The organism is Streptomyces dysideae, assembly GCF_001514305.1.
Taxonomy (GTDB): Bacteria; Actinomycetota; Actinomycetes; order Streptomycetales; family Streptomycetaceae; genus Streptomyces; species Streptomyces dysideae.
In genome coordinates, this window is the sequence record NZ_KQ949088.1 from 67,119 (window position 1) to 90,636 (window position 23,518).

Annotated in this window: 18 protein-coding genes and 1 tRNA gene; 8 read left to right on the forward strand and 11 right to left on the reverse strand. The window is 70.9% G+C overall.

Features of this window, described 5'->3' with window-relative positions:
- Nucleotides 1-156: 156 nt before the first annotated feature.
- From AQJ91_RS22235 to AQJ91_RS22250, 4 genes are all read right to left on the reverse strand, one after another.
- Nucleotides 157-1,137 carry a ribose-phosphate diphosphokinase gene (locus AQJ91_RS22235; RefSeq protein ID WP_067024534.1) on the reverse strand — a complete coding sequence of 327 codons (981 nt, stop codon included), beginning with the start codon at nucleotides 1,135-1,137 and terminating at the stop codon, nucleotides 157-159.
- A gap of 135 nt (nucleotides 1,138-1,272) precedes the next feature.
- Nucleotides 1,273-2,721, reverse strand: coding sequence for a bifunctional UDP-N-acetylglucosamine diphosphorylase/glucosamine-1-phosphate N-acetyltransferase GlmU (gene glmU, locus AQJ91_RS22240; protein WP_079085118.1), 1,449 nt, complete (start codon nucleotides 2,719-2,721; stop codon nucleotides 1,273-1,275).
- Between the two features lie 123 nt (nucleotides 2,722-2,844).
- Nucleotides 2,845-2,916, reverse strand: a tRNA-Gln gene (locus tag AQJ91_RS22245).
- Between the two features lie 23 nt (nucleotides 2,917-2,939).
- Nucleotides 2,940-3,800, reverse strand: a complete 861-nt coding sequence (locus AQJ91_RS22250; protein ID WP_067024538.1) for a hypothetical protein — start codon at nucleotides 3,798-3,800, stop codon at nucleotides 2,940-2,942.
- Between the two features lie 167 nt (nucleotides 3,801-3,967).
- Between AQJ91_RS22250 and AQJ91_RS22255 the strand changes: the two genes are divergently transcribed.
- On the forward strand, nucleotides 3,968-5,293 hold the full coding sequence (locus AQJ91_RS22255; protein ID WP_067024540.1) for a sensor histidine kinase: 1,326 nt from the start codon (nucleotides 3,968-3,970) through the stop codon (nucleotides 5,291-5,293).
- 16 nt (nucleotides 5,294-5,309) lie between these two features.
- On the opposite strand, the gene AQJ91_RS22260 is transcribed toward AQJ91_RS22255, so the two are convergent.
- Together AQJ91_RS22260 and AQJ91_RS22265 are read right to left on the reverse strand one after the other, a co-directional pair.
- Nucleotides 5,310-5,804 carry an SUKH-3 domain-containing protein gene (locus tag AQJ91_RS22260; RefSeq protein WP_067024542.1) on the reverse strand — a complete coding sequence of 165 codons (495 nt, stop codon included), beginning with the start codon at nucleotides 5,802-5,804 and terminating at the stop codon, nucleotides 5,310-5,312.
- 58 nt (nucleotides 5,805-5,862) lie between these two features.
- Nucleotides 5,863-6,426: a YwqJ-related putative deaminase gene (locus tag AQJ91_RS22265; protein WP_067024544.1), complete on the reverse strand. Its 564-nt coding sequence runs from the start codon at nucleotides 6,424-6,426 to the stop codon at nucleotides 5,863-5,865.
- Between the two features lie 329 nt (nucleotides 6,427-6,755).
- Here AQJ91_RS22265 and AQJ91_RS22270 point away from each other — a divergent pair, with 329 nt between their 5' ends.
- The 3 genes from AQJ91_RS22270 to AQJ91_RS22280 all read left to right on the forward strand — a co-directional run bounded on the left by AQJ91_RS22270 (nucleotide 6,756) and on the right by AQJ91_RS22280 (nucleotide 11,867).
- Entirely contained in the window at nucleotides 6,756-7,754 is a 999-nt protein-coding gene (locus AQJ91_RS22270; protein ID WP_079085119.1) for an SMI1/KNR4 family protein, read from the forward strand.
- A 9-nt stretch (nucleotides 7,755-7,763) separates the two neighbouring features.
- On the forward strand, nucleotides 7,764-10,766 hold the full coding sequence (locus AQJ91_RS22275) for an SUKH-4 family immunity protein (protein WP_067024549.1): 3,003 nt from the start codon (nucleotides 7,764-7,766) through the stop codon (nucleotides 10,764-10,766).
- 216 nt (nucleotides 10,767-10,982) lie between these two features.
- On the forward strand, nucleotides 10,983-11,867 hold the full coding sequence (locus AQJ91_RS22280; protein WP_067024551.1) for a coiled-coil domain-containing protein: 885 nt from the start codon (nucleotides 10,983-10,985) through the stop codon (nucleotides 11,865-11,867).
- 175 nt (nucleotides 11,868-12,042) lie between these two features.
- Here AQJ91_RS22280 and AQJ91_RS22285 read toward each other — a convergent pair whose 3' ends face one another.
- The gene (locus tag AQJ91_RS22285; RefSeq protein ID WP_067024553.1) at nucleotides 12,043-13,653 is read right to left on the reverse strand and encodes a sodium/solute symporter; all 1,611 of its coding nucleotides are present in this window, start codon (nucleotides 13,651-13,653) and stop codon (nucleotides 12,043-12,045) included.
- Entirely contained in the window at nucleotides 13,650-14,096 is a 447-nt protein-coding gene (locus AQJ91_RS22290; RefSeq protein ID WP_067024556.1) for a DUF485 domain-containing protein, read from the reverse strand. Before AQJ91_RS22290 ends, AQJ91_RS22285 begins: the two co-directional genes overlap by 4 nt.
- A 332-nt stretch (nucleotides 14,097-14,428) precedes the next feature.
- Here AQJ91_RS22290 and AQJ91_RS22295 point away from each other — a divergent pair, with 332 nt between their 5' ends.
- The 4 genes from AQJ91_RS22295 to AQJ91_RS57405 are packed head-to-tail and all read left to right on the forward strand — an operon-like array spanning nucleotide 14,429 to nucleotide 21,667.
- Nucleotides 14,429-15,295, forward strand: coding sequence for a TIR domain-containing protein (locus AQJ91_RS22295; protein ID WP_067024558.1), 867 nt, complete (start codon nucleotides 14,429-14,431; stop codon nucleotides 15,293-15,295).
- Nucleotides 15,296-16,933 carry a VMAP-C domain-containing protein gene (locus AQJ91_RS22300; RefSeq protein WP_067024560.1) on the forward strand — a complete coding sequence of 546 codons (1,638 nt, stop codon included), beginning with the start codon at nucleotides 15,296-15,298 and terminating at the stop codon, nucleotides 16,931-16,933.
- Nucleotides 16,930-17,979: an AAA family ATPase gene (locus AQJ91_RS22305; protein ID WP_067024562.1), complete on the forward strand. Its 1,050-nt coding sequence runs from the start codon at nucleotides 16,930-16,932 to the stop codon at nucleotides 17,977-17,979. The genes AQJ91_RS22300 and AQJ91_RS22305 overlap by 4 nt, the downstream gene beginning before the upstream one ends.
- Nucleotides 17,980-17,986: 7 nt before the next feature.
- On the forward strand, nucleotides 17,987-21,667 hold the full coding sequence (locus tag AQJ91_RS57405; protein WP_067024564.1) for an SAV_2336 N-terminal domain-related protein: 3,681 nt from the start codon (nucleotides 17,987-17,989) through the stop codon (nucleotides 21,665-21,667).
- Here the strand turns inward: AQJ91_RS57405 and AQJ91_RS22315 are convergent.
- From AQJ91_RS22315 to AQJ91_RS22325, 3 genes are all read right to left on the reverse strand, one after another.
- Entirely contained in the window at nucleotides 21,664-21,930 is a 267-nt protein-coding gene (locus AQJ91_RS22315; RefSeq protein ID WP_067024566.1) for a DUF397 domain-containing protein, read from the reverse strand. The genes AQJ91_RS57405 and AQJ91_RS22315 overlap by 4 nt on opposite strands.
- Nucleotides 21,902-22,741 carry a helix-turn-helix domain-containing protein gene (locus tag AQJ91_RS22320; protein ID WP_067024864.1) on the reverse strand — a complete coding sequence of 280 codons (840 nt, stop codon included), beginning with the start codon at nucleotides 22,739-22,741 and terminating at the stop codon, nucleotides 21,902-21,904. The genes AQJ91_RS22315 and AQJ91_RS22320 overlap by 29 nt, the downstream gene beginning before the upstream one ends.
- A 278-nt stretch (nucleotides 22,742-23,019) precedes the next feature.
- Nucleotides 23,020-23,514 (reverse strand): GNAT family N-acetyltransferase, encoded by a 495-nt coding sequence (locus AQJ91_RS22325; RefSeq protein WP_067024568.1) that lies wholly within the window; start codon nucleotides 23,512-23,514, stop codon nucleotides 23,020-23,022.
- Nucleotides 23,515-23,518 lie beyond the last annotated feature (4 nt).

Genomic DNA, 23,518 nt, shown 5'->3' on the forward strand with positions numbered 1-23,518 from the left:
GGTCACCCGGCCACGAACGGCCTGCTACGAAGAGCGCGTCGATAACGGATCGCCGTATCCCTGAACAGGAACGGCCTCCCTCGCCGAGCAACTGGAACAGTCTACTCGGCGAGAGAGGCCGCGAAAAATCGATCAAGCAGCGTGCCTATCGGCGGCTCACTGCTCGTCGAACAGGCTCGTCACCGAGCCGTCCTCGAACACCTCACGCACCGCGCTCGCGATCGTCGGCGCGATCGACAGCACCGTGATCTTGTCCAGGTCACCACTCAGCTCACCCGGCGTCGGCAGCGTGTTCGTGAACACGAACTCACTCACCCGGGAGTTCTTCAGCCGGTCCGCCGCCGGACCAGACAGCACACCGTGCGTCGCCGTCACGATGACGTCCTCCGCACCGTGCGCGAACAGCGCGTCGGCCGCGGCACAGATCGTGCCACCCGTGTCGATCATGTCGTCCACCAGGACACACACCCGGCCCTTGACCTCACCCACGACCTCGTGGACGGTCACCTGGTTCGCCACGTCCTTGTCCCGCCGCTTGTGCACGATGGCGAGAGGCGCCCCCAGCCGGTCACACCAGCGGTCCGCGACGCGCACCCGGCCCGCGTCCGGGGACACGACGGTCAGCTTGTCCTTGTCGACCTTGGTACCCACATAGTCCGCGAGCAGCGGCAGCGCGAAGAGGTGGTCGACCGGGCCGTCGAAGAAGCCCTGGATCTGATCGGTGTGCAGATCCACGGTCAGGATCCGGTCGGCACCCGCCGTCTTCATCAGGTCGGCGATCAGACGCGCCGAAATCGGTTCACGCCCACGGTGCTTCTTGTCCTGCCGCGCGTAACCGTAGAAGGGCACGATGACCGTGATGGAGCGGGCCGACGCACGCTTCAGCGCGTCGATCATGATCAACTGCTCCATGATCCACTGGTTGATCGGAGCCGTGTGGCTCTGGATCACAAAGCAGTCCGCGCCACGCGCCGACTCCTCATAGCGGACGTAGATCTCACCATTCGCGAAGTCGAAGGCCTTCGTCGGGACGACCCCGACACCCAGCTGGTGGGCGACCTCCTGGGCAAGCTCGGGGTGGGCGCGGCCGGAGAAGAACATCATCTTCTTCTCGCCGGTCGTCTTGATCCCGGTCACAGCACTGTCTCCTCAGAGGTGTCTCAGCTGGGTGTTTCGAGAGACCTCACGATCACGCGCGAGAGGCCGTCTCAGCTGGTGGGGTGCGGGTGTGCACTTATCACGGTACGCCGTGTTCGGAGCACCTGTTTCCGGTCAGCTTCCGCCTTCCGGCTCCCGAGAAGCCGCCTCGGCCGCCTTCGCCGCCGCGCTCCCCGGACGCTTACGGGCCACCCAGCCCTCGATATTCCGCTGCTGACCACGGGCCACGGCCAGTGAACCGGGCGGCACATCCTTCGTGATCACAGAGCCGGCCGCCGTATAGGCACCGTCCCCGATCGTGACAGGAGCCACAAACATGTTGTCCGAACCGGTACGGCAGTGCGAGCCGACCGTCGTGTGGTGTTTGCCCTGCCCGTCGTAGTTCACGAAGACACTCGCGGCACCGATGTTGGTGTGCTCACCGATCGTCGCGTCACCGACATAGGACAGATGCGGAACCTTCGTCCCCTCACCGATCGACGCGTTCTTCGTCTCCACGTACGTGCCGATCTTGCCCTTCGCACCCAGACGGGTCCCGGGACGGAGATAGGCGTACGGCCCGACCGTGGCCCCCGGCCCGACATGCGCGCCGTCGGCCACGGTGTTGTCGACCCGGGCACCGGCGTCCACCCGCGTGTCCTTGAGCCGGCTGTTGGGCCCGACCTCGGCACCCTCACCGAGATGCGTGAAGCCGTGCAGTTGGGTCCCCGGGTGGACGACCGAGTCCTGCTCGAAGGTGACGGTGACGTCGACCCAGGTGGTCGCGGGGTCGATGACGGTGACGCCGTCGAGCATGGCGCGCGTCAGCAGCCGGTCGTTGAGAATCCGCCGAGCCTCGGAGAGCTGCACCCGGTTGTTGATCCCGGCGATCTCACGGTGATCGCCGGCCACGGCGGCACCGACCCGATGCCCGGCCTCACGCAGAATCCCGAGAACGTCCGTCAGATATTCCTCGCCCTGACTGTTGTCGGTCCGCACCTTCTTGAGGGCGTCGGCGAGAAGCTGCCCGTCGAACGCGAAGACCCCGGAGTTGATCTCCCGGATCGCCCGCTGCGACTCGCTGGCGTCCTTGTGCTCGACGATCGCCGTGACGGCACCCGAGACACCGTCGCGCACGATACGGCCGTAGCCGGTCGCGTCCGGGACCTCGGCGGTCAGCACGGTGACGGCGTTGCCGTCGGCGGTGTGGGTGGCGGCGAGGACGCGGAGGGTCTCGCCGGTCAGCAGCGGAGTGTCACCGCAGACGACGACAACAGTCCCGTCCACGCTTCCGCCCAGCTCCTCGAGGCCCATCCGTACGGCGTGCCCGGTGCCGTTCTGCTGCGCCTGCACGGCGGTGCGTACATGGGGGTCGGTCTCCGCGAGATGCGCGGTGACCTTCTCACGCGCGTGTCCGACGACCACGACGAGGTGCTCGGGCTCCAACTCGCGGGCCGCGGCGAGCACATGACCCACCAGGGAACGGCCACAGATCTCGTGGAGAACCTTGGGTGTGGCCGACTTCATACGGGTGCCCTCACCCGCTGCGAGAACGACGACGGCTGCCGGGCGAATGGCGCTCACGGGATGCCCTTCGGCTGTGGAGGGGGTGGGGTGGACATCCGCAGGATACCGGGGCGTTTCGGGGGGGACATGGGAGCGGGCCCTGACAGTGCTGTCACTAGTCAGGGCCCGGACTCGGCTGGGCTCCCCCGCCAGGACTCGAACCCGGACAGATGGCACCAAAAGCCACAGTGCTGCCAATTACACCACGGGGGAACAAACTCGGCTAAACCGGACATTTAGCCAGGTCGCCGAACGGCGCCTCCTACTATGCCGTACCAGGCGCCTTCCATGCGACGGTATAGGTCAGCACTCTGTCGGACGTAGATCGCGAGGCATCCGTGATAGGCGTCGCTGGTGTTCTTGCGGACAGTCCGAGGGTTGTGCTTCTTGAGCGTCGCCTTGCTGAGCGCTGACACGTCGACGCCCACGATCTCGGCCCAGAAGTTCTCGGCCGCCTCCACGTCTGCGGTTACGTGAATGCTGACCCGGAGCGTCAGGCGGTCGCGTGTCACCTCGAGTAGCTCGAGCCAGCGGAGGAAGAGCTTGATCACGTTGGGGTCGCTGTTGATGAACTGCAGGACCTCTGTGCGCCGGTACGACTTGTCCTTGGAGCCCTCGGCCCAGTAGAGGGCGACGCCTGCGATGAACAGCTCCCGGTCCGACAGTTCTCCGATGGCTGCCGCGGCCGCCTGTTTCGTTGCCGCACGCTCCTGGTCCCGGGAGGCATGCAGTCGTGCGAGACCCGCGTTCATGCGCGCTCGCTGCTCCTCTGGTGTGCACCTGGGCTCTGGATGCGGCAGATCCCGCACCCACAGTGAGACCGAGCTCTTGGAACAGCCCAGCTCGGCTTGGATCTGGTTGTACGTCCAGCCCTGCCTCCGCAACTCCCGCGCCCGTTCCCGCAGGTCGTCCTTCGCGCGCGGTCGCTTCGTCCACTCCGGCGGTGGCTCGCCCTCGACGAGGCGCTGAAGGATCTCCTTGTTGTGCACCTGGAGCTCGTCGCGGATCTGCCGAAGGCTGTACCCCCGCCGCCGCAGCGTCACCGCCTGCTCCCGCAAACCTTCGAAGTCGGCGTATTTGCCTTGCACATGTGCCATGGGCATACCGTCCTGGCGGAATGATCGCTTCCGTGGTCGAACGGTGAGCGATTCAGCAGTTCGAGGGATATCGGGCGGTTTCGCAACCGTTCGGTCACGGACTGTGGTGTAGGCCAGTCGTCGAAACTCGCCGGAAAACGGGGCCCGACCGCCCGTAGGGTGGAGGCATGACCACGTCGGGGGAAGACCACGCCGAGGCCCTGTCAGGGGCGGGGCCGTGGTGGTGGACCAGGTGGCGCAGTGCGGTGCTGGACATCGGTCTGGCTGTCGTGTCCGCGCTGGAGTGCGGGACGGAAGGGTTCCGGTTCGCGGGGGATGCGGGGATTCCGGAGGCCGCGGGGGTGCTCTTCGGTGTGCTGGCCGGTTCCGTGCTGGTGTTGCGGCGTCGGTGGCCGATCGCCGTCGTACTGGTGTTCATCGCGGTGATGCCGGCCCAGATGGGCTTCCTGATGGGCGTCGTCGGCCTGTACACGCTCGCCGCGTCGGAGCTGCCCCGCCGGATCATCGCGTCGCTGGCGGGGATGTCGCTGGTCGGCATGCTGATCGTGACGTTCGTGTGGGTGCGGCAGGGCGTGGCGCGGGGGGAACTGGGGTTCGGGGACTGGGTCGGTCTGTTCGTGTCCGTCACGGTCGCGTTGGGGCTGACCGCGCCTCCGCTTCTGCTGGGGCTGTATGTGGGGGCCCGGCGGCGGTTGATGGAGAGTCTGCGGGAGCGTGCGGACAGTCTGGAGCGGGAGCTGCAGCTGCTGGCCGAGCGGGCCGAGGAGCGCGCCGAGTGGGCCAGGAACGAGGAGCGGACCCGGATCGCGCGGGAGATGCATGACGTTGTCGCGCATCGGGTGAGCCTGATGGTGGTGCATGCGGCGGCGCTGCAGGCCGTGGCCCGGAAGGATCCCGAGAAGGCCGTGAAGAACGCGGCGCTGGTGGGGGACATGGGGCGGCAGGCGTTGACCGAGCTGCGGGAGATGCTCGGGGTGCTGCGCAGTGGCGGTGGGGTTGCGGAGCGTTCGGTGGGGTCGGGTGTTCCGCTGGTGGCTGTGGGGGTTGCGGCCGCTGCGGCTGCTTCGCGGGCTGTCGATGAGGACGGGGCGGCCGAGGGGCCGTGTCTGTCGGAGCTGGATGAGTTGATCGGGCAGTCGGCCGCCGCGGGGATGGTGGTGGATCTGTCCGTGGAGGGGGAGTCGCGGGCGTATGCGCCGGAGATCGAGCAGACGGCGTACCGCGTGGTCCAGGAGGCGTTGACGAACGTCCACAAGCACGCGGCGGGTGCGAAGACGCACGTACGGCTGGCGCACCGGGTGTCGGAGATCGCGATGCAGGTGGAGAACGAGCCGCCGCCGGAGGTGTCGTCGGCGTCGTCGGCGCGATTGCCGTCGGGGGGCAACGGTCTGGTGGGGATGAAGGAGCGGGTTTCCGCGCTGGGCGGGGTGTTCGTGTCCGGGCCGACGGATGCGGGGGGTTTCCGGGTGTCGGCGGTGATTCCGGCGGCGTAGGGGCCGCGCCCGCGGGTCAGCCCGCTGTCAGCCGTACCGGCTCTATGCCGGCGACGAGGCCGGCGAGGGCCTGGTCGATGTCGGGGCCGAGATACCAGTCGCCGGTGTGGTCGAGGGCGTAGGCGCGGCCTTCGGTGTCGATGGCGAGCAGGGCGTGGGTGTCGGTTTCGGCGCCGAGGGGGCAGACCTCGGTGTCGAGGGCGCGGCCGAGGTCGGCGAGGGTGCGGGCCATGTGGAGGCCGTGCAGGGGGTCGAAGTGGATGGCGGTGGGGGCGATTTGGCGGCCGTTGCCGGTGGGCGTGAGGTGGAGGCCGCCGAATTCGGCCCAGGCTTCTACGGCGGCGGGGAAGACGGCGTGGCGGTGGCCGGCGGGTGAGGCGTGGTCGCGGAGGGTGTCGGCCCAGATCTCGGCCTGTTTGATGTCCCAGCGTCCGGGTTGCCAGCCGGCGGCGCGCAGGGCGGCGTCGACGGGTACGGGGAAGCGGGTGGTCGAGGTGCGGTCGGTGTGCATCTGCCCTTCGTTCGTCGAGTTCGTCGAGGTAGTAGACCGGTTGTGCGTGGTGACGGGGTCAGTCGTCGGTCACTGTGGGGTCGACGATGCGGACGCCGAAGTGGGCGCTGAGGGCGGTGCAGGCGCGGCAGGGTGCGGCGAAGCTGCCGTGCAGGGGGTCGCCGTCCTCGCGGATGCGGCGGGCGGTGAGTTTGGCTTGCTTGAGGGCTCTGCGGGCTTCGCCGTTGGTCATGGGTTTTCGGGCGGCGCGTTTGCTGCGGGCTGCGTCGGCGGTGGCGATGCGCCGGGAGATGAGGATGGTTTCGGCGCAGCGGCCGGTGAAGCGGTCGCGTTGGCCGCTGGTGAGGGTGTCGAGGAAGTCCTGGACGAGGTGGTGCAGGGCGGGTGGCTGGTCGCCGCGGGCGGCGGTGCCGGTGAGGGTGGCGCCGCGGACGGAGAGGGCGGCGGCGATGGTGGGGAGTATGCCGTCGCGGCGGTGGCGGAGGGTGGGGGCGTGGCGGGTGTCGGTGCTGCTCCAGCCGACGCGGGGGTCGCCGTTCCGCGGATCGCCGGATGTGCCCGTGTGCGCTCCTGCGCGCGGTCCTGTGTGTGGTCCCGTCTGCGTCGCGTTCATGATCGTCATTCCCTCCCGAGCATCCCCGGACGACACAGAGTGCCAAACAGCGTGGCTGGTGCGGAAGCTGGGTCGGTGCGACACGCCCGGGTTTGGGCGGGCTGTCACGAGGGGGTGACGGCTGGTCACGGAAGCGGAGGGGGTCATGACCGGCGCCGGTGACCGGTGTCGTCGTACCGCATAGGCTGTCGCCACCGCGATCCATGCGGTTGACGCGTGGAGACAGTCGGGCGGACGTCGTTGAGGCGGACGCCGGACGGACGAGACAGTCGTTACGGGGCGTAGTGGTCGAGGGTGGTCACTACGGGTCGTACAGAACGCCGCAGGGGGCAACCGCCATGACGACAGGTCGGCTCGGGCAGCAAGCCGCGCCGCCGAACGCGGCCTACGCCGGGCAGGTCGTGCATTTCCCGGATCCGGTCCGTGCGGCCCGTCACCCGAGAGGAGTACGGGTGGACGAGCACGGCTACCCCGACTTCTCGGCGTATGCGCGGGCGGCCGCGGAGATCGCGGAGCCGCCGGAGGGCTTCGGGGTCGACGAGTTGCGGCTGACGGACTATGTCTCGGCGAACGCGGCGCTGGCGGCGTCCGGCCACGACTTGTGGGACACGATTCCGGCGGTGGCGACGCCGCACGGCTGGACGTGGCATCACGTGGTGGGTTCGCGGCGGCTGGAGTTGGTGCCGGTCGAGGTGAAGGCGCTGCTGCGGCATCACGGTGGGATCGCCACATCCGCGGTGGACCAGGACAAGAGGGGGACGCGGCCGTTGCAGGAGACGCGTCCCGCGCATTTCGGGCTGCCGAAGTCGGGTGTGGCGGTGACGGAGGCGCAGGTGCTGGGGGTTGAGGAGGACCTCGGGTACCGGCTGCCGGGCGGTTACCGGTCGTTCCTGAAGGCGGCGGGCGGTTGCGCGCCGGTGGGGACCGCGCTGGACGCGGAGTTGGGGCTGCTGGTCGACCAGCCGTTCTTCACGGTGCGGGACGAGGCGGCTGTCAACGACCTGGTCTACGTCAACAAGTGCCTGCGGGACCATCTGACCAAGGACTACCTGAGTGTCGGGTTCGTACAGGGCGGTCTGCTGGCCGTGAAGGTGAGGGGCGACCGGATCGGTTCGGTGTGGTTCTGCGCGTACGACGACGCGCGGGACGTGGATCCCTCGTGGGCGCCGGCGGAACGGGTGGAGCGGTTGCTGGTGCCGTGCGGTGAGGACTTCGACGCGTTTCTGTCCCGACTGGCGGGCAGTCCGCCGGAGTTGGAGACGGTGGCGAACCTGATGGTGGACGGCGGGTTCGCGCGTCCGGTACCGGTGCCTGCGGCGTCTTCGGTGGGGGAGTGAGCTTCGGCCATGGTGACTTTCGCGCAGGCGCAGGAGCGCGCCGAGGAGTGGGTCAACGGGGATGTGCCGTCGTACCAGCATCGTGAGGTGCGGGTGCGGGAGTTCGAGCTCGGGTTCGTGATGTGGGCCGAGGACCGTGCGGACGGTCCGCGTTCGGACGGCGGTACGCAGCGGCTCGTGATCGCCCGGGACAGCGGGGACGCGACGCTGTGGCCCTCGCTGCCGGTGGGTGAGGTGATCCGCCGCTATGAGGAGGAGTACGGCCGGGCGGACGCCCCCGCCGAGCCGGCGCCGGCTGCTGCGGCTCGGGTGGACCTGAACCAGACGTCGTTCTTGTTGACGCCACCGGAGTGGTTGCAGGAGGCGGCGGACAAGTTGGGGATTCCGGATGGGCGGGGTGCGGCTGGGTCTGGGGGTAACGGTGCCGGGACCGATGGTGTCGGTACCGGGGCGGGGACTGGCGCGGGTGGGCCTGTGGGGGCGCCTGGCGCGGCTAGTGCGCCGGGGGTGCCTGGTGTTCCTGAGGGGGCGACTCCTTGGGCCGGGACCGACACGAACGCCGATCCCGGCGATGACCGTTCCGTTCCGTTGCCGGAGACTGTGTTCGCTCCGCCGTTGAGCGCCGAGGACGACACTCCGCCGCCCGCTGCCGGGTCGGACGCCAAGACTGCGCTGATGTCGGGCGGCAGTCAGCTTCCGCCGACGTCGCTCGCTCCGGAGATCGCTGACTCGAACGCGCCGGGCGCGCAGAGCGATACGGCGGCGCGCGGGGTTCCTGGTGCGCCGGGTGGGGTGAGTGGTGCGCCGGCGCTCGGGGCTCCGGGTGCGCCCGGTGTGCAGGGCGTGCACGGTGCGCCGCCGCAGGGCAGTACGCCGCCCCCCGGGGCTCCGGTGGGGCCGGGTGGGGTGTCGTACGGGTATCCGCAGGGTGGTGTGGGTGGAGTAGGTGGTGTGGGTGTGCCGGGCACGCCCCCGCCTGGGGCTCCTGTGCCGGGTGCTACGCCGCCGCCTGCGCCGACGTATGGGTATCCGCAGGGTGCGGGTGGTGTCGGTGGTGCGGGTGTGCAGGGCACGCCCCCGCCGGGCGCCTCTGCGCCGGGTGCCACGCCGCCGCCCGCGTCTTCCTACGGCTATCCGCAGGGTGGGCCCGGTGGTGCGGCTCAGGGGCCGGGTGGGCGGTCGCTTCCGCCGAACGCCGAGGACATCGCCGACGCCGCGACGAGCAAGGCGGCGCCTCCGCCGCGTCGTGCGCGGGGCGGGGCCAACCCGCCGCCTCCGCCCGGTGCGCCCGGGACGCCGGGGGCGCGGCCGGGTACGCCTGCGCCGTCCGGGCCGGGAGTGCCGGGGACGCCGGCGGGCGGGTATGTGCCGACGCAGCTGGTGTCGGCGCTCGATCCCAACGCAGGGGCTCCAGGGGCTCCGCAGGCGCCGGGCGCGCCTAACTCTCCGGGCGCCCCCAATCCGCCCGGTGCGCCGAACCCTCCCGGCGCTCCCCAGCCGCCCGGTGCCCCGGGTGTGCCCGGCGGTACGCCTCCGGGCGGTGTCCACCATGCCGCCACGATGTTTGCCGACCCGGGTCAGATGGGTGGGGGCGTGCCGCAGCCGCCGGGAGCCCCTGGTGTGCCGAATGCGCCTGGCGCTTCGGGTGTTCCGAGCGCCCCGGGCATGCCTGGTGCGCCTGGCGTACCGCAACCTCCAGGCGCCCCGGGTGCCCCCGGAGCCCCGGGTGCGCCGCAACCTCCTGGCGCCCCCGGTGTACCTGGTGCGCCCGTCGGCCCCGGTGCGCAGGGTTCTTCCGGGGGCGCGCGGGGTGCTGTGCATCACGCGGAGACCATGCTGTCAGCGCCGCCGGTGGGCGGCCCCGGTGTGCCTCCGCCGCCGCAGGCCCCTGGCGTACCGCCCGGCGCACCCGGTGTTCCGGGCGCCCCTGGTATGGCGCCGGGCGCCCCGCAGCCGCCGATGCCGCCCGGTGCGATGCCGCCGCCCGGTCAGCCCGGGCCCGGTCAGCAGCCGGCGTACGGGTATCCGCCGCAGGGGCAGCCGACGGTCGGCCCTGGGTATCAGGCTGTGCTGCGTTATCGCGCGCAGGACGGGTCGGAGCAGCAGCTGATCCGGCGTTCGGCGCCGGGGACGCCGCATCCGGAGTGGCAGATCTTCCATGAGCTGCGGGCGATGAACGTGCCGTCGGACCAGGTGCTGGAGCTGCACACGGAGTTGGAGTCGTGCGAGCTGCCGGGCGCGTACTGTGCGCGGATGATCCGGGAGCAGTGGCCGCAGGCGCGGATCACGAGCATCGCGCCGTACGGCACGGATCACGCGAGCCGGCAGCAGGGTATGCAGCAACTGCTGGCGCACCAGGGTGAGTTGCACCAGGTGGCGGACGGGCCCGCGCGCCCCGCGCCGGTGCGCGCGCCGCTTCCGCAGGTGCAGCCCGCGCCGCCGGTTCCGCCGGAGGGTGTGGCGCAGGAGCTGGCGGGGGCGTTCGGGCCGGGGATCTTCCGGTTCGAGCAGGCCGCCGTGTCCCGGCAGGGGGTGCCGCCCCTCGTGGCGCACTCGCTGGTGGTGGCGGGGCTGCCGGTGGACATGGGTCCGTTCTTCTGGGCGCAGGCTCAGCCGGGGCGGCCCGTTCCGACGCTGGCGGAGTTGGCGCAGGAGCGCGGGGTGCAGCCGGCCTCGGACGCGGGTTCGTACCTCGTCATGGGCAGCGACTTCGGCCGGGCGCTGTGCGTGCAGTACGGGACGGCGAACATCGTGGCCGTGCCGGTGGAGGCGGGGCTCGGCGGGGTGCCCGTGCCGCCGCAGTTCGTGAACACGGGGCTGCCCGAGTTCCAGCGGTGTCTTGCGCTGCTGGGGCGGATGTGGCGGCTGCGGTTCGGGCTGAACCAGGAGCAGGCGGGCCGCTGGACCGTCGACTTCCAGGCCCAGCTCGCCGCGCTCGACCCGGCGGCGCTCAGCTCACCGGAGAGCTGGTGGTCGGTGCTGCTGGAGCAGATGTGGGACGGGTTGCTGTGACGCGCCGCGTGCGCTGACCTCCGAATCCCTTGGCTGGAGTGCCGGGCCCGGTCGTACGACGTCGTACGACCGGGCCCGGCACTTTCGTGTGCACGCATGACCGTGACCTGTGCGCGGAGTGTCGCGTTATGAACACTTCCGTCCGATACATCAAGATGTCCGCGAAATCATCATTTCGCGTCCGCTCGTGTCAGTTCGGCGGAGAGGGGCTCCAGGATGAGCAGCGCACCGGTCACGCCGCACGGCTTCGTGGCCGTACGGGGGCGTGGCTACCGGCCCGAACAGGTCGACGTCTACGCCGACGCCCTCTCCCGGGACCGCGACGCCGCGTGGGAACGCGCCGCCCGGCTCACCGTGCTCGCCAGGGAGATGGAGGCGGAGCTGGTGCGGTTGCGGGAGGTGGTGGCGGGGCTCGCGCCGCAGACGTACGAGACGCTCGGGGAGCGTGCGCGCCGGATCTTCGAGCTGGGGCAGGAGGAGGCCACGGCCGTGCGCGAGGGCGCCCGGCAGGAGGCGCAACGCCTCGCGGAAGAGGCGCAGGCGTGTGCGGACGGCGTGCGCGACGCGGCACAGGCACACGCCGACGCCGTACGCGCCGAGGCCGATGAACGCGCCCGCCAGCGGTTGCTCACGGCGCGCGCCGAGGCCGACGAGATCCGTATCGCCGCGCGGCGTGAAGTGAAAGAGGGGCGCGGGGAGGCGCTCGCGGCGTTGCGTGAGGTACGGCAGCGCGCCTCCGTGACGCTCGCCGAGCAGGCCAAGGAGCATGCCGAGCAGTGGGCCGAGGTCGAGCGCGAGGAGGCGGAGCGGGTGGCCGCGTTGGGGGCGTGGGAGGCGGAGCGGGCGGCGCGGGCCGAGGCGGCGTTGTCGGAGGCGCAGCAGGCGCTGGCAGAGGCGGAGGTTTCGGGACGGCAGTGGCAGGAGGAGGCGCGGGAGCGGGCGGGGGAGGTGGTTGCGGAGGCGCGGGCTCGGGAGGAGCGGACTGCGAGGGAGACCGAGCGGGTGCTTCGTGAGCATGGGGAGGCGTGGGACGACATGCAGGCCCATATGGATTACGTACGGAACAGTTTGACGGCGTTGACCGGGCGGGTGGCGGAGTGAGTGACGGCGTCAGCTGGTGCCCGGCGGTGTGAGCGAGGCCGGTTGCCGGTGACCGGCGTTGAGCGTGCGGGGCGGTCAGTGCACAGGGGTGGTCGCGCGGCCCGGCGCCGGCGGGGTGCCAGACGACAACAGCCTGAGCCCCCGCATCCGGTCCTGACCGCCCCCCCGTACCCTCTCACCCACTCCTCCGCACCACCCCCGCCAGTATCCACCCCTCCACAGCCTCATACTGCCGCCGCTGCTCCTCAGCCGTCCGTCGCCCCGACGCCACCGTCCCCAGCCACCCGAAGGCGAAGCCCGCCGGGATCGACACCAGCCCCGTCGTGGTGAACGGGAACCAGTTGAAGTCGGCCTCGGGAAAAGCGGAGCCCGGGGAACCGGAGACCAGGTTCGTCCCCGGCATCAGCAACAGCACGACCACCGTGCCGCCGATCAGCGTGCACAGCAGCCCCAGCCGCGTGTACCGGCGCCAGAAGAGGCTGTAGACGAGGGCGGGCGCGATGGCGGAGGCGGCCAGGCAGAAGGACAGGGTCACCAGCGGTTGCAGGCTGCGGTGTTGGACCAGACAGGCCAGGAGGATCGCCGGGACACCGACCGCCAGCGACGACAGCCGTGCCAGCGTCATTTCGCGGCGGCCCGTCATCGGCCGTCCCCGGCCCGCGAAGACGTCGTGGGCCAGGGAGTTGGCGCAGGCGAGGATCATGCCGGCCACCGAGGCGAGCAGAGTGAGGAAGATGGCCGTGGTGACGGTGGTGAAGAGGAGGGTCTCCGCCGTTGAGACGTCCGGGCCGAACGCCGCCCGCGAACCGAGCAGGTATGCCGTGTTGCCCTGCGGATCGGCCTGGGTGATCGCCGCCCGCCCGATCAGGGCCGTCGCACCGAAGCCGACCACCGTGATCACCAGCACGAACAGCACCACGCTCGACACCGCCCACGACATCGAGCGCCGTACCTGACGCGCGCTGGACGCCGTGTACATGCGCATCGTGACGTGCGGCAGACACGCGCCGCCCAGGACCACCGCCAGCTGGGAGCTGATCATGTCGAGGCGGGGATGCGGGCCGCCCGCGAACTGCAGCCCCGACCGCAGGAACGCCGGTCCGACCCCGCTCTGTTCAGCCGCCGCCGAGAACAGCGCCCCGGGATCCCAGTCGAACCGCCGCAGCACCAGGACGGCGATCACGGCACCCGACCCGAGCAGCATCACCATCTTCAGCATCTGGATGAGAGCCGTGCCCTTCATCCCGCCGATCGCCGCGTAGCTGATCATCAGCGCGCCCAGCCCGACGATGCACCCCGTCTTCAGTGAGTCACCGGAGAAGCCCAGCAGGAACGCCACCAGCTGCCCCGTGCCCGCGAGTTGCACCAGTATCAGCGGCAGCAGCGCCGCGAGGGTCACCAGGCACGCCGTGATACGCACCGAACGCCCCGGCATACGACGGGCGAACGCGTCCCCCATCGTGAACCGGCCCGCGTTCCGCAGGGGTTCGGCCAACAGGAACATCAGCAGCATCAGAGACAGCGCCGTACTCAGCGCCAGCACGATCCCGTCGTAGCCGAACAGCGCGATCACGCCGCCCGTCCCCAGCACGGTCGCGGCGCTGATGTAGTCGCCCGCGATCGCCAGGCCGTTGCGCATGGGGGACAGGGAGCTGTAGCCGGTGTAGAACTCGTCGAGGTCGTCCTGGTCCGGGCCCGTCATCACGCACAGCAGCAGCGTGATCGTGGTGACGGCGGAGAACGCCACCAGGGACATCGTCTGCGCGCCGCCTGTGAGGTCCGTCATCGCCCCGCCTCCCGTTTGGCGTCCACCGCGGCCTGCTTGCGGATGCGGTCCGCGAGCGGGTCGACGTAACGGCGGGCGGTGTGCTCGTACAGTGCGATCGCCAGCCAGGTGACGGGCAGTTGGAGCAGGGTGAGGAGCAGACCGGCGGGCAGGCCGTCGGTGACCGTGCTCGTCATGAAGCCGGGGGCGAAGGCGGACAGGATCAGGAAGAGGAGGAAGTAGCCGAGCGCGGTGAGGGTGGCCACACGCCGCTGCCAGCGGTAGGCGCTGCGCAGGATCCGCAGATCGCTGTGGTGGCCGAGGGGCGGGTGGTCCGGGACCCGTCTTCTCGGTGGTACGGCCGGTTCGGGCGGGGCAGGCGGCTGCCAGGGATAGGTGGCGTACGACGGTGAGGACAGCGAGGGGGGCGGCGGCGAGGGCGACGCGTACGGGTCGTAGGACATCCCGTTGCTCCTTGCGTGGCTCGGGTCCGCGAGGGTGGCGCGGACCGCAGGGAGTTGGGGGGTGGGCGAGCGGAGTCACGCACGCTACTCGGCCGACCGGATGTGCGCGGCCCTTTCTCCAAACTGAGCGGTCGGTATGCGCTTACTACGCCGTACCGTGTCTGACCTCAGGTGTTACCCGCGTTAACTCGGATTTTGAGCGCGCACATCGGGGCGGCCCCGCACCACTCCCTCCCCGGGTGGTGACTCCTCGTCAAACCCTCTCCCCACACGCGTCGTTGAGCCATCATGTATCCACTCGATGTGGTGTGCGGCAGGCAAGGGGGAGACGCATGGGGCAGGTGCCGTCGCGGCAGCGGGTGTTCATCTCGTACGCGCACGACGACGAGAAGCATGTCGACAAGGTCAGGGAGTTCCGGCAGTTCCTGCGCTCGTCAGGGATCGATGCCGACATGGATCTGCCCGCCGCGGAACGCCGCCAGGACTGGGCTGTGTGGATGCTGCGCGGCATCCGGGACAGCCGGCACGTGATCGTCGTCGCCTCACCGGCGTACAAGCGGCGGGCGGAGGGCGACGCGGCGCCCGGTGAGGGCGCGGGCGTGCAGTGGGAGGCCCGGCTGCTGCGGAACATCGTCTACGAGAATCCCGATGCCGCTCTGGACAAGGTCATCCCTGTTGTCCTGCCGGGTGAATCCCCTGCCGACCTGCCCTTGTGGCTGGGGGGCAGTACCCACACCTACTACTCCCTCGAGGACTTCACCGCCGACAGTGCGGACCCGCTGCTGCGGCTGCTGACCGGCCGGCCGTACGCGACGATGCCGGAGCTGGAGCCGGGGGCGCAGCCTCCACTGCCGACCCAGCAGCCTCCGCCTCCGTCCTTCCGCCTGCCCGAGCAGCGGGCCCTGGTCGACGCCCTCATGGGTGTCCCGGCGCTGCGCAGACTCGACTCCCGGCACGAACTCCTCGCCGAGATGGGCGAGATCCTGGGCCTCGGCGGCCCGTTCGAGGTGCGTGAGGACTCCGACGCCCGGACGCATCTGCGCGATCTGGTCCGCCGTATCGGACGGACCAGGCTGACCCCTGACGTGGCGCTGAAGGCGATGTACCTCGCCCTGGAGGACATCGCGCCCGACGACATCGGGACCGAGCGGGTGCGGGCCCTGCTCGTCGCCGGTGGACTCGTGCTCGGGGAGGAGTGAGTGCTCCGCCGTCTGCTCCGCACACTGTCCGTACGCCGGTCCGAGCCGGACACGGCACAGGACCAAGCACAAGCACAGGACCAGGACCCGACGCAGGACGTCGACGAGCCGCTCGTCGCGATCCTCGCCGACATCCCGCGGCTGCAGCGGCTCGACGGCCGTCACGACCTGCTCCAGCAGGCCGGCCCTCAGCTCCGCCTCGCCGTCGCCGAGCACCGCGTCGCCCGTGACCATCTGCGTGCCGTCGTCGGCACCGCCCGGCGCACCGGCACGCTGGAGGCGTTGCAGGGCGCGCTGCTGGCCCTCGAGCCGGACGATGTCGGCGCCGACTGGTTCAACCTCGCGGTCACGGTGCAGACCGCGCCGAGTGGACCGTTGCCCGCCGACTTCATGATGGGCCTCATCGGGGAACTGCGAAGACAGCCGCAGGGGTTCGGGCAGCAGGCCATGCGGCGCTACCTTCCCGAGCGTCGGCTCGCCCGCCGCCCGCTGGAGCCCGGCTCCCTCCCGCACGTCCTCTTCCAGCTCTACGACGCCCGGACGACCCCCAGCACCACCCCTGGCACCCCCGGCGCCTCCGACACCGCGAGCAGCGAACTGCGGTACTTCCTGGGCCTGTTGGCGGAGGAGGCCACGACACCGGAGCTCACCAGCCTGCTCGCCTCCGTCCAGGATCCGGCAGCCGCCCCGGCCCCGGCCCCGACGACGCGCACCGAACGCCAGGTCATCGTCCAGGTGCGGGTCGAGGAGGAGGGCGCTCCCAGTGACCTGCCGTACACCCGGCGCCAGTACTCCCTGCGGGGCTACTGCTACGAGCGTGTCGGCGACGACGAGCCCGCGTTCCGGGGCTCGAAGGCCCTGCCCGGCCTGTTCACCGGCCGGGAACTGGACCGGCACGGCTTCCTCGCCGCCTGGCAGGACTGGGCGGAGTCGGGCTGGGGGGTGACCAAGAGGGTGGAATTCCTGCTGCCGCACTCGCTGCTCAACCACCCCGCCGAGGCATGGCCGAGCGGTCCGGCCGACGTGGAGCTCAGCCACACCTGCCAGGTCGTCGTGCGGTCCCTGACCCGGTACAAGGACAAGACGGTCCACGACCCGTGGCTGCGCCGCTGGGCGGCGCTGGACCACGGCTGCCCGCCCGGTGACGCGCTGGAACGCATCGGCTGGATGGGCCCGGACGCGTCGGCGGAGCAGCCGGGTGCCGCTGGGAAGCCGTGGAGCTGCCCGGGCAGCAGGTACCCGTCCCTGCGGCTGACCCATCCCGCGGACGTCGGGGACTGGCTTCGTGCGCACCCCGACCTCGCCTGTCTGGGCCTGGGCACGCCGTACGACCACGACCTCGACCTGCTCCGGGACGCCGTACGCGACGCGCTGCTCCTGGACGGCATTCCCGTCATGGTGTGGCGGCGCGACGAGGGCGACCCCGGTCCTCTGGTGGACGTACTGCGTGACTGCCACAAGCCCGACCGGCTGGCCGACCTGCCGCACACCGTGCACGAGGCGCGTCGGCAGGGGCGGCGGGACCCGCGGAGCGTGCACAACCAGATCTCCCTGCTCTGGGACGATCCGACATGCGTCTTCACCAGCCAGGACCAGCAGATGACCGGCACCCGCGTGGCCGGCGAAGGAGCAGCATGACCACGAAGCCGGACTGGTGGGTCTACGAGGGCACCGGCACCCCGCACGACGGTATCGACGACCTGCCCGACGCCCCTCCGTGGCGGGCCTTCCGGCACGGCGGCGCACAGCTCCTGGAGCCGCCTCAGGCCCCGGACGACGACGCCGCCCACCGTCACCTCGGCCGGGAGGGCCAGGGCATCGCCTACCAGGCGGGCGAGCGCGAGAAGCACCTCGTCAACCTCGCCCTGCACCTGCGCCGCCCCCTGCTGCTCACCGGCAAGCCCGGTACCGGGAAGTCCACGCTCGCCTACGCCGTCGCGCACGAGCTGAAACTGGGGCCGGTGCTGCGCTGGAACATCACCAGCCGTACGACGCTCAAGGACGGCCTGTACGAGTACGACGCGGTGGGCCGTCTCTACGACGCCGGGCTGCGCAACGCGGGCACGCTCCCGAACCGTGACGCTGAGGCGCCCGAACCCCCGGCGATCGGCGAGTACATGTGGCTGGGGCCCCTGGGGACGGCGTTGCTGCCCTGGCGCCGCCCCCGGGTCCTGCTCATCGACGAGATCGACAAGAGCGACATGGACTTCCCCAACGATCTGCTGAACGTCTTCGAGGAGGGCGAGTTCGTCATCCCCGAACTGGCCCGGCTGGGCGGGGGCAGGCAGGACGTGATGACCGCCGACCGTAGGAAGGTCGGCGTCAGCGGGGGTGAGGTGGCCTGTGCGGAGTTCCCGTTCGTGGTGCTGACCAGCAACGAGGAGCGGGAGTTCCCGATGGCGTTCCTGCGTCGTTGTGTACGGCTGGAGATCGGGCCGGCGGACAAGGAGCGGCTCGCGGGCATGGTCGCCGCGCACCTCGGGCCGCCGCCGGCCGGGAACGGATCCGCCGAGCTGCGGGCCGGGATCATCGCCCAGTTCCTCGCCCGGCAGCGGGAGACTGGCGCGCTCGCCAACGACCAGCTGCTCAACGCGCTGCTCATGGCGGAGCGGGGGCTCGGGGACGACGAGACGGGGCGGGCGCTGCTCGGCGACGATCTGCTGCGGCCACTGGACCGGGGCTGAGCGGGCCGTGCCGGGGGCCGAAGGGGCACAAGGGTCGGGGCAGGCACAGGGGCAGGATGGCGGTGACATCCTGCGCGAGGAGCTCGCCCGCCTGCTGGACGCCGGGGGCGGCGCGCCGGACGCGGGCGACGCCCTCGACGTGCTGTGGATCGCCCGGCTGAGCGGGCTCGAGCCCGTCGACCCACGGCAGCTCGGCGGCAACGGTACGGATCCGAGGCCCGCCCCGGTGCCCACGGATCCCGAGCCGCCCGTACCGCCGGCCGACCGCCCCACTCCGCACCCCGGCAACCCGTCGGCCCGCCTCCACCTCCCCGACGGCGGGACCAACGGCGGGGGCACAACCCCGCCCCGCCCCGGCGGCGCCCACACCGTCCGCGTCGCGCAGCCACGGGCACTCGCCCAGCCCCTCTCCGTGGCCCGGGCCTTACGCCCCCTGCGCCAGACGGTGCCCTCCCCGTACGCCCGCGCGCTGGACGTCGACGCCACGGCGGCGGCCTCCGGCGACACGGGACTGTTCTTCCCCGTGCTGTGCCCCGCCCCCGAACGCCGTTTCTCCGTCGACCTGTTGATCGACACAGGGACGACGATGACGGTCTGGCACCGCCTCGCCGACGAACTGCGCACCCTGCTCGCCCGCCACGGAGCCTTCGCCGACGTGCGCGCGTGGGCGCTGCACACGGACGGGCCGGAACCGACGCTGGCCCCGTTCCGCCGGGTCGCGCGGGGCACGGGAGGCGCGGGGGCCACCCGGCGCTGGCGGCAGGCGCTGACCGACCCGACCGGACGCCGGGCGGTCCTGGTCCTCACCGACGGGGTGGGTCCGTCCTGGTACGGCGACGAACTCCCGGCCGCCCTGGCCGGCTGGTCCCGGCGGCGCCCCGTCGCCGCGCTCCAGGTGCTGCCCAGCCGACTGTGGCACCGTACGGCGCTGCGTACGGCACCTGTCCGGGCGCGCGGTACGGAAGCGACCCGCGCCACGATCGAGGTGCGCTCCTCGGGCCCGTTGCCGGGCATCGCGCGCGGCCGGGCGGGTGCGGCGGGCCGGACGAGGATCCGCTGGCTGCCGGTGCTGGAGGTCTCCGGCGACTGGCTGGCGCCGTGGGCCCGGCTCGTGTCGGGTGCCACCACGGACTGGACGCCGCTGGAGGCCGTACCGCTCACCGGTGCGGACCGCCCCGGCCGGGGCACCGAGGCCGACGAGCCGACCCACCCCGCGACCCTGATCGAACGCTTCGAGGAGGGCTACCTGCCCGAGTCGTTCCGCCTGCTGCGCCTGCTGGCCGCGGCGCCCCTCAGCCTGCCCGTGATGCGCCTGATCCAGCGGACCATGCTGCCCGCCTCCACGCCCATGCACCTCGCCGAGATCTTCCTGTCCGGCCTCCTCGTCCGCCGCACCCCGGCCGAGCCCGGCGAGGACCCGGACAGCGTGCTGTACGACTTCCGAGACGGCGTGCGGGAGGCGTTGCTGGACCGGCTGACGCGTACGGAGTCGAGGCGTGTGCTGCGTCAGGTGATGGACGGCGTGAGCGATCGGGTGGCGGCCACGCTGGGCGGGGTGACCGACTTCCCGGCACTGGTGGCGGGGGCGGACGGCGGGCCGGGCGGGCGCGAGCTGCCCGCGGAGAGCCGGGCGTTCGCGGAGGTGGCCGTGGCGGTCATCAGCGGGGCCGGCGGGGACTACGCGGAGGTGGCGGAGCGGCTGAGGCGGACGGTTGCGCCGACTGAACCCGTGCCGGAGGAGGGGGAGGGGGAGAAGCGGCGGCGCGGGGTGTGGCCGTTCTCGCGGCGGCGGGCGCGGGACGTGGAAGTGGCCGGGGCCGGCCGTGAGGCGGAGGTGGTCCTGGGCGGGGCGAGGGTGCCGAGCCAGATCCCCCTGCGACCGTGGTTCTACGGTTTGCGGCTAGAGGCCGGGGCAGACGTCATGAACGTGTTGACCCGGGGTATGCCCGAGGAGGCCAAGCGCTATCCGATCTTGCACACGGCGACGTGCGTGATCGAAGGGGCCCGCGGGGTGGGCAAGACCACAGTCGCCGCGGTCTGCGCTGAGGCATTGGCCCCGCAGTTCACCATGGTTCGGTGGATCCGCGCACACAGCCGCGAGGCGCTGATGGAAGACCTCGTCGATCTCGCACACGACCTGGGGATTTCCCGACCCCCGGGCGGTGTCTTCCCCAGCTCGCTCCTGGACGGTCTCCACGACTACCTACGAGCTCACCCCGGCTGGCTGCTGATCTACGACGACGTCAACCCGGAGTCGTTCACGCTCGACATTCGTCGTACGGGAGCCCCGACCACGCTGTGGCGGCCGCCGGAGCGCTACGGGAGCTTGCTGGTGACGCTTCGCGAGGGGACGGAATGGCTGTGGCCTCACGAGACGGTGACGCTGAGTGAGCTCCGGCGTGAGGCGGCCCTGGAGTACCTCCGGGAGGCGCTCGACTCCCATCGTGGGGACCTGTGGGACCGGAGCGCGGAACTGGCCGATCTCATCGACGTCGTGGGGACGCATCCGCTCACTCTGACCCGCCTCGTGTCGTCGCTCACGGCGGGTGGTGTGCCGGTCGCCCGCCATGTCCAGGAGGAGTTGGCGAGCAGCCCGGGAGTCAACAGGTTCCTGCGGTCGTTCGTCTGGATCACCCGGGGTGGCGAGTTCCTCGGCACGGGAGTCGCCGTGCGGCCCGGCGTCGTGCTCACCACCGCCGTCAAGCCGAGTCGAGACGTACTGCACGTTCATCGACTGGGCGGTAAGGACCTACGTGTAACCGACCACACGATGCGAGGCGGCACCGGGCCGACCGTGGGCGTACTGCACGTCGATGGGGACGACCTGACGGCGGCGCCCCTCGCCTACCGCGACGACGACCCGGCCGTCGCGGTGTGGCACACGTGGCCCGAGCGGGGCGCGAAGGTCCCCGGAGTCCGGCTCAGCCCTGCCGGCTCCGAGGTGGTCGTGCCTCCCCCGGGCACGGCACTGATCGATGCGGAGGGGCGACTGCGCTCCATGGTCGCGCGGGTGGTCGACGACGGCACGACTCGGATCGACGTCACGCATGAGCTCATCGAGGATCTGGTGTCGGGGCACAGCGAACGCGTCGCCATGTTCCGTGAGATGAGGGAGGAGATGAGGCGGGCGCCGCTGATCTATCTGAGCTACGCCCGCGCACCCGTTGATGACCCCCTGGAACTCGAGTTCTTCGGCGACCTGCTCAGGGAGCTCCAGGAACTGGTCCAGGGCCCTGTCATGCCCGCCGACTTCTCCGAAGGCATGCACGGAGACGAAGACTGGCAAGAGCGGATGAAGGACGCGCTGGCCGGCGCTCAGGTATTCGTGCCTCTCTACTCCCCGGACTACTTCAGCAGTCAGCGGTGCGGCATGGAGTGGGACGCCTTCAGCCGCAGACAGACGGAGGAAGGCCGCTTGGCGATGGTGCCGGTGGTCTGGGCGCCCGTACCCCGCGCGCAGTTGCCTCGAGCCGTACGGGGCGTGCCGTACCGGACCTGGTACGGCGGCGGCAGCGGTTACCCCCGGGATGGGCTGATGAGCCTGTACGAGAACAAGCCCCGCGACTACCGGCGCCTGGCGGGGAGCATCGCCAGGCACATCGTGGAAGTGGCGCTGGGGGAAAACCGGCTCAGCCCCTGTGACCCCAGCCTCTTCGACGACCTGCGCAACGCCTTCGAGGACCGTTAACGGACCTCGCCGAGGAACGCGGACCAGGCCGACGCCGAGAAGACGATCGCCGGGCCGGTGGGGTTCTTGCTGTCGCGGACGGGGACCAACGGGCGGGCCGCGTCGTTCACTTCGAGGCAGTCGCCCCCGCTGTCGCCGCTGTGACTGGACTTGCGCCAGTCGGCGACTTCGAGGCAGTCGCCGCTGCTGCCGCCGCTGTAGCTGGACTTGCGCCACGAGGTCAGCACTGAGGCGTCAGGAATTGTGGGTGCGTTGCGCTTCATGCTCGTACTCCTCCGCGACCGACCTGAACAGCGCCAGGGACTCCTGGTGCGACAGCGCGTCGCCCAACGCGTGATCGTAGGCCACCTGGCATTCGCGGACCACGGACGGGAGTTCCCAGACCCGGCCCGACTTCAAGCCTTCCACATAGGCGATGGGCGGGAGGTCCTCGAACCACATCAACGAGACGAAGCCCTCCATGAGGGCGTGATATCCGGCCGAGAAGGGCAGCACGTGCACGCGGATTCGGTTGCTCTCGCCCAAGGCCACGATGTGCCGGAGCTGCCCGCACATCACGGCCGCGTCACCGATGGCGCGACGCAGCACCGCCTCGTCGAACAGCGTCCACACCCTCGGGGAGTCGAAGTTGTCGAGGATGCGGGCACGTTCGAGTCGCGTGGTGAGGAGTCGGTCGAGTTCCTCTGCGCTCTTGGGCGAGGCGCCGGAACTGAGTACCACGCGCGCGTACGCAGGCGTCTGCAGGATGCCGGGCACCAACTTGGGGGCGTACTCGCGGATCTCGGTGGCCTTGCCCTCGAACTCCAGCGCATCTGCGAAGTGCTCGGCCACCTTCCTGCCGTCCAGGGTCGGCAGAAAGCGCACGAAGAAGCCACCCGCTTCCAGCACCTGATCCAGCCGTTGCGCATCACGCACATCCGGCCTTCGCCGCCCCGCCTCGATATGGGCGATGTGCGTGCGTGACATCACCGCACGCTGGCTCAACGCCTCCTGTGTGAGTCCCGCGGCCTCTCGCCTCCGCTTGAGCTCCTCCCCGTACTCTTCCCGCGTCCGCGGATTGTCCTCGATAGCCACCCCGCCCAACTCCCCTCCGTGCCGACCTCGTTGTCACGCTGAGCCACCTTCCGAGCGTACCCACGGTGACGTCACTCTGTGCATGCAACAGCACAGAAAGTGAAAGGCGTCCGCGTGGAAGACCAGGACCAGGACAAAAACCCGTACGAGGGCCTACCCGGCCCCTCCCTCACCCTCCGCGTCTCCCGCGACAGCGGCCGAACCTGGGGACCCAGAGTGACGTACCAACCGTCCCGCAAGGACACCCCCTTCGACCTGGCAGGCCGCTTCCCGCCCTGTCAGTGCCCGAGATGCTCGCGCCGATAGCGGACCCCGGGCCGGCCGTCGACCTCGACGTCTCCGACGACGGCGAAGGCGTTGCGTTCGAGGACGGTCCGGGAGCCCAGGTTGTCCAGAGTCGTCACGGCGACCAGCGAAGTCAGCCCGTACGCCGCTCCAGCCACCCGGCACAGCTCCGCAACCGCCGCCGTGGCGACGCCCTTACCGGCAGCTCGCTCACCGACCCGGTACCCCAACTCGGCGCACCCGTCCGCCGCGTCGACCAGATTCACGCGCCCGACAAGGCACCCCTCGTCGTCCATGACGACATGGAAGTGGCAGTCCCCGGCGTCCTGTTCGGCCAGCAGAGCCCGATGTCGCGCGGCGAACCCGGCGAGTTCGAAGTACGCGTCCCCCCGGTCCGGCACCGCCCGCGCGAAGTACTCCCGGTTCTCCCGCTCGAAGGCCAGCAACGCATCCGCATGATCGGCCCGCAGCCGCTCCACCCGCACCATGCCG

What these genes read in the sequence shown, in the direction of transcription:
- AQJ91_RS22305 (WP_067024562.1), top strand. Translation starts at nt 16,930, where the DNA reads ATGACCACGAAGCCGGACTGGTGGGTCTACGAGGGCACCGGCACCCCG.
- AQJ91_RS22315 (WP_067024566.1), bottom strand. Translation starts at nt 21,930, where the DNA reads ATGAAGCGCAACGCACCCACAATTCCTGACGCCTCAGTGCTGACCTCG.
- AQJ91_RS22270 (WP_079085119.1), top strand. Translation starts at nt 6,756, where the DNA reads ATGACGACAGGTCGGCTCGGGCAGCAAGCCGCGCCGCCGAACGCGGCC.
- AQJ91_RS22280 (WP_067024551.1), top strand. Translation starts at nt 10,983, where the DNA reads ATGAGCAGCGCACCGGTCACGCCGCACGGCTTCGTGGCCGTACGGGGG.
- AQJ91_RS22260 (WP_067024542.1), bottom strand. Translation starts at nt 5,804, where the DNA reads ATGCACACCGACCGCACCTCGACCACCCGCTTCCCCGTACCCGTCGAC.
- AQJ91_RS22285 (WP_067024553.1), bottom strand. Translation starts at nt 13,653, where the DNA reads ATGACGGACCTCACAGGCGGCGCGCAGACGATGTCCCTGGTGGCGTTC.
- AQJ91_RS22250 (WP_067024538.1), bottom strand. Translation starts at nt 3,800, where the DNA reads ATGGCACATGTGCAAGGCAAATACGCCGACTTCGAAGGTTTGCGGGAG.
- AQJ91_RS22255 (WP_067024540.1), top strand. Translation starts at nt 3,968, where the DNA reads ATGACCACGTCGGGGGAAGACCACGCCGAGGCCCTGTCAGGGGCGGGG.
- AQJ91_RS22275 (WP_067024549.1), top strand. Translation starts at nt 7,764, where the DNA reads ATGGTGACTTTCGCGCAGGCGCAGGAGCGCGCCGAGGAGTGGGTCAAC.
- AQJ91_RS22290 (WP_067024556.1), bottom strand. Translation starts at nt 14,096, where the DNA reads ATGTCCTACGACCCGTACGCGTCGCCCTCGCCGCCGCCCCCCTCGCTG.
- AQJ91_RS22325 (WP_067024568.1), bottom strand. Translation starts at nt 23,514, where the DNA reads ATGGTGCGGGTGGAGCGGCTGCGGGCCGATCATGCGGATGCGTTGCTG.
- AQJ91_RS22295 (WP_067024558.1), top strand. Translation starts at nt 14,429, where the DNA reads ATGGGGCAGGTGCCGTCGCGGCAGCGGGTGTTCATCTCGTACGCGCAC.
- AQJ91_RS22265 (WP_067024544.1), bottom strand. Translation starts at nt 6,426, where the DNA reads ATGACGATCATGAACGCGACGCAGACGGGACCACACACAGGACCGCGC.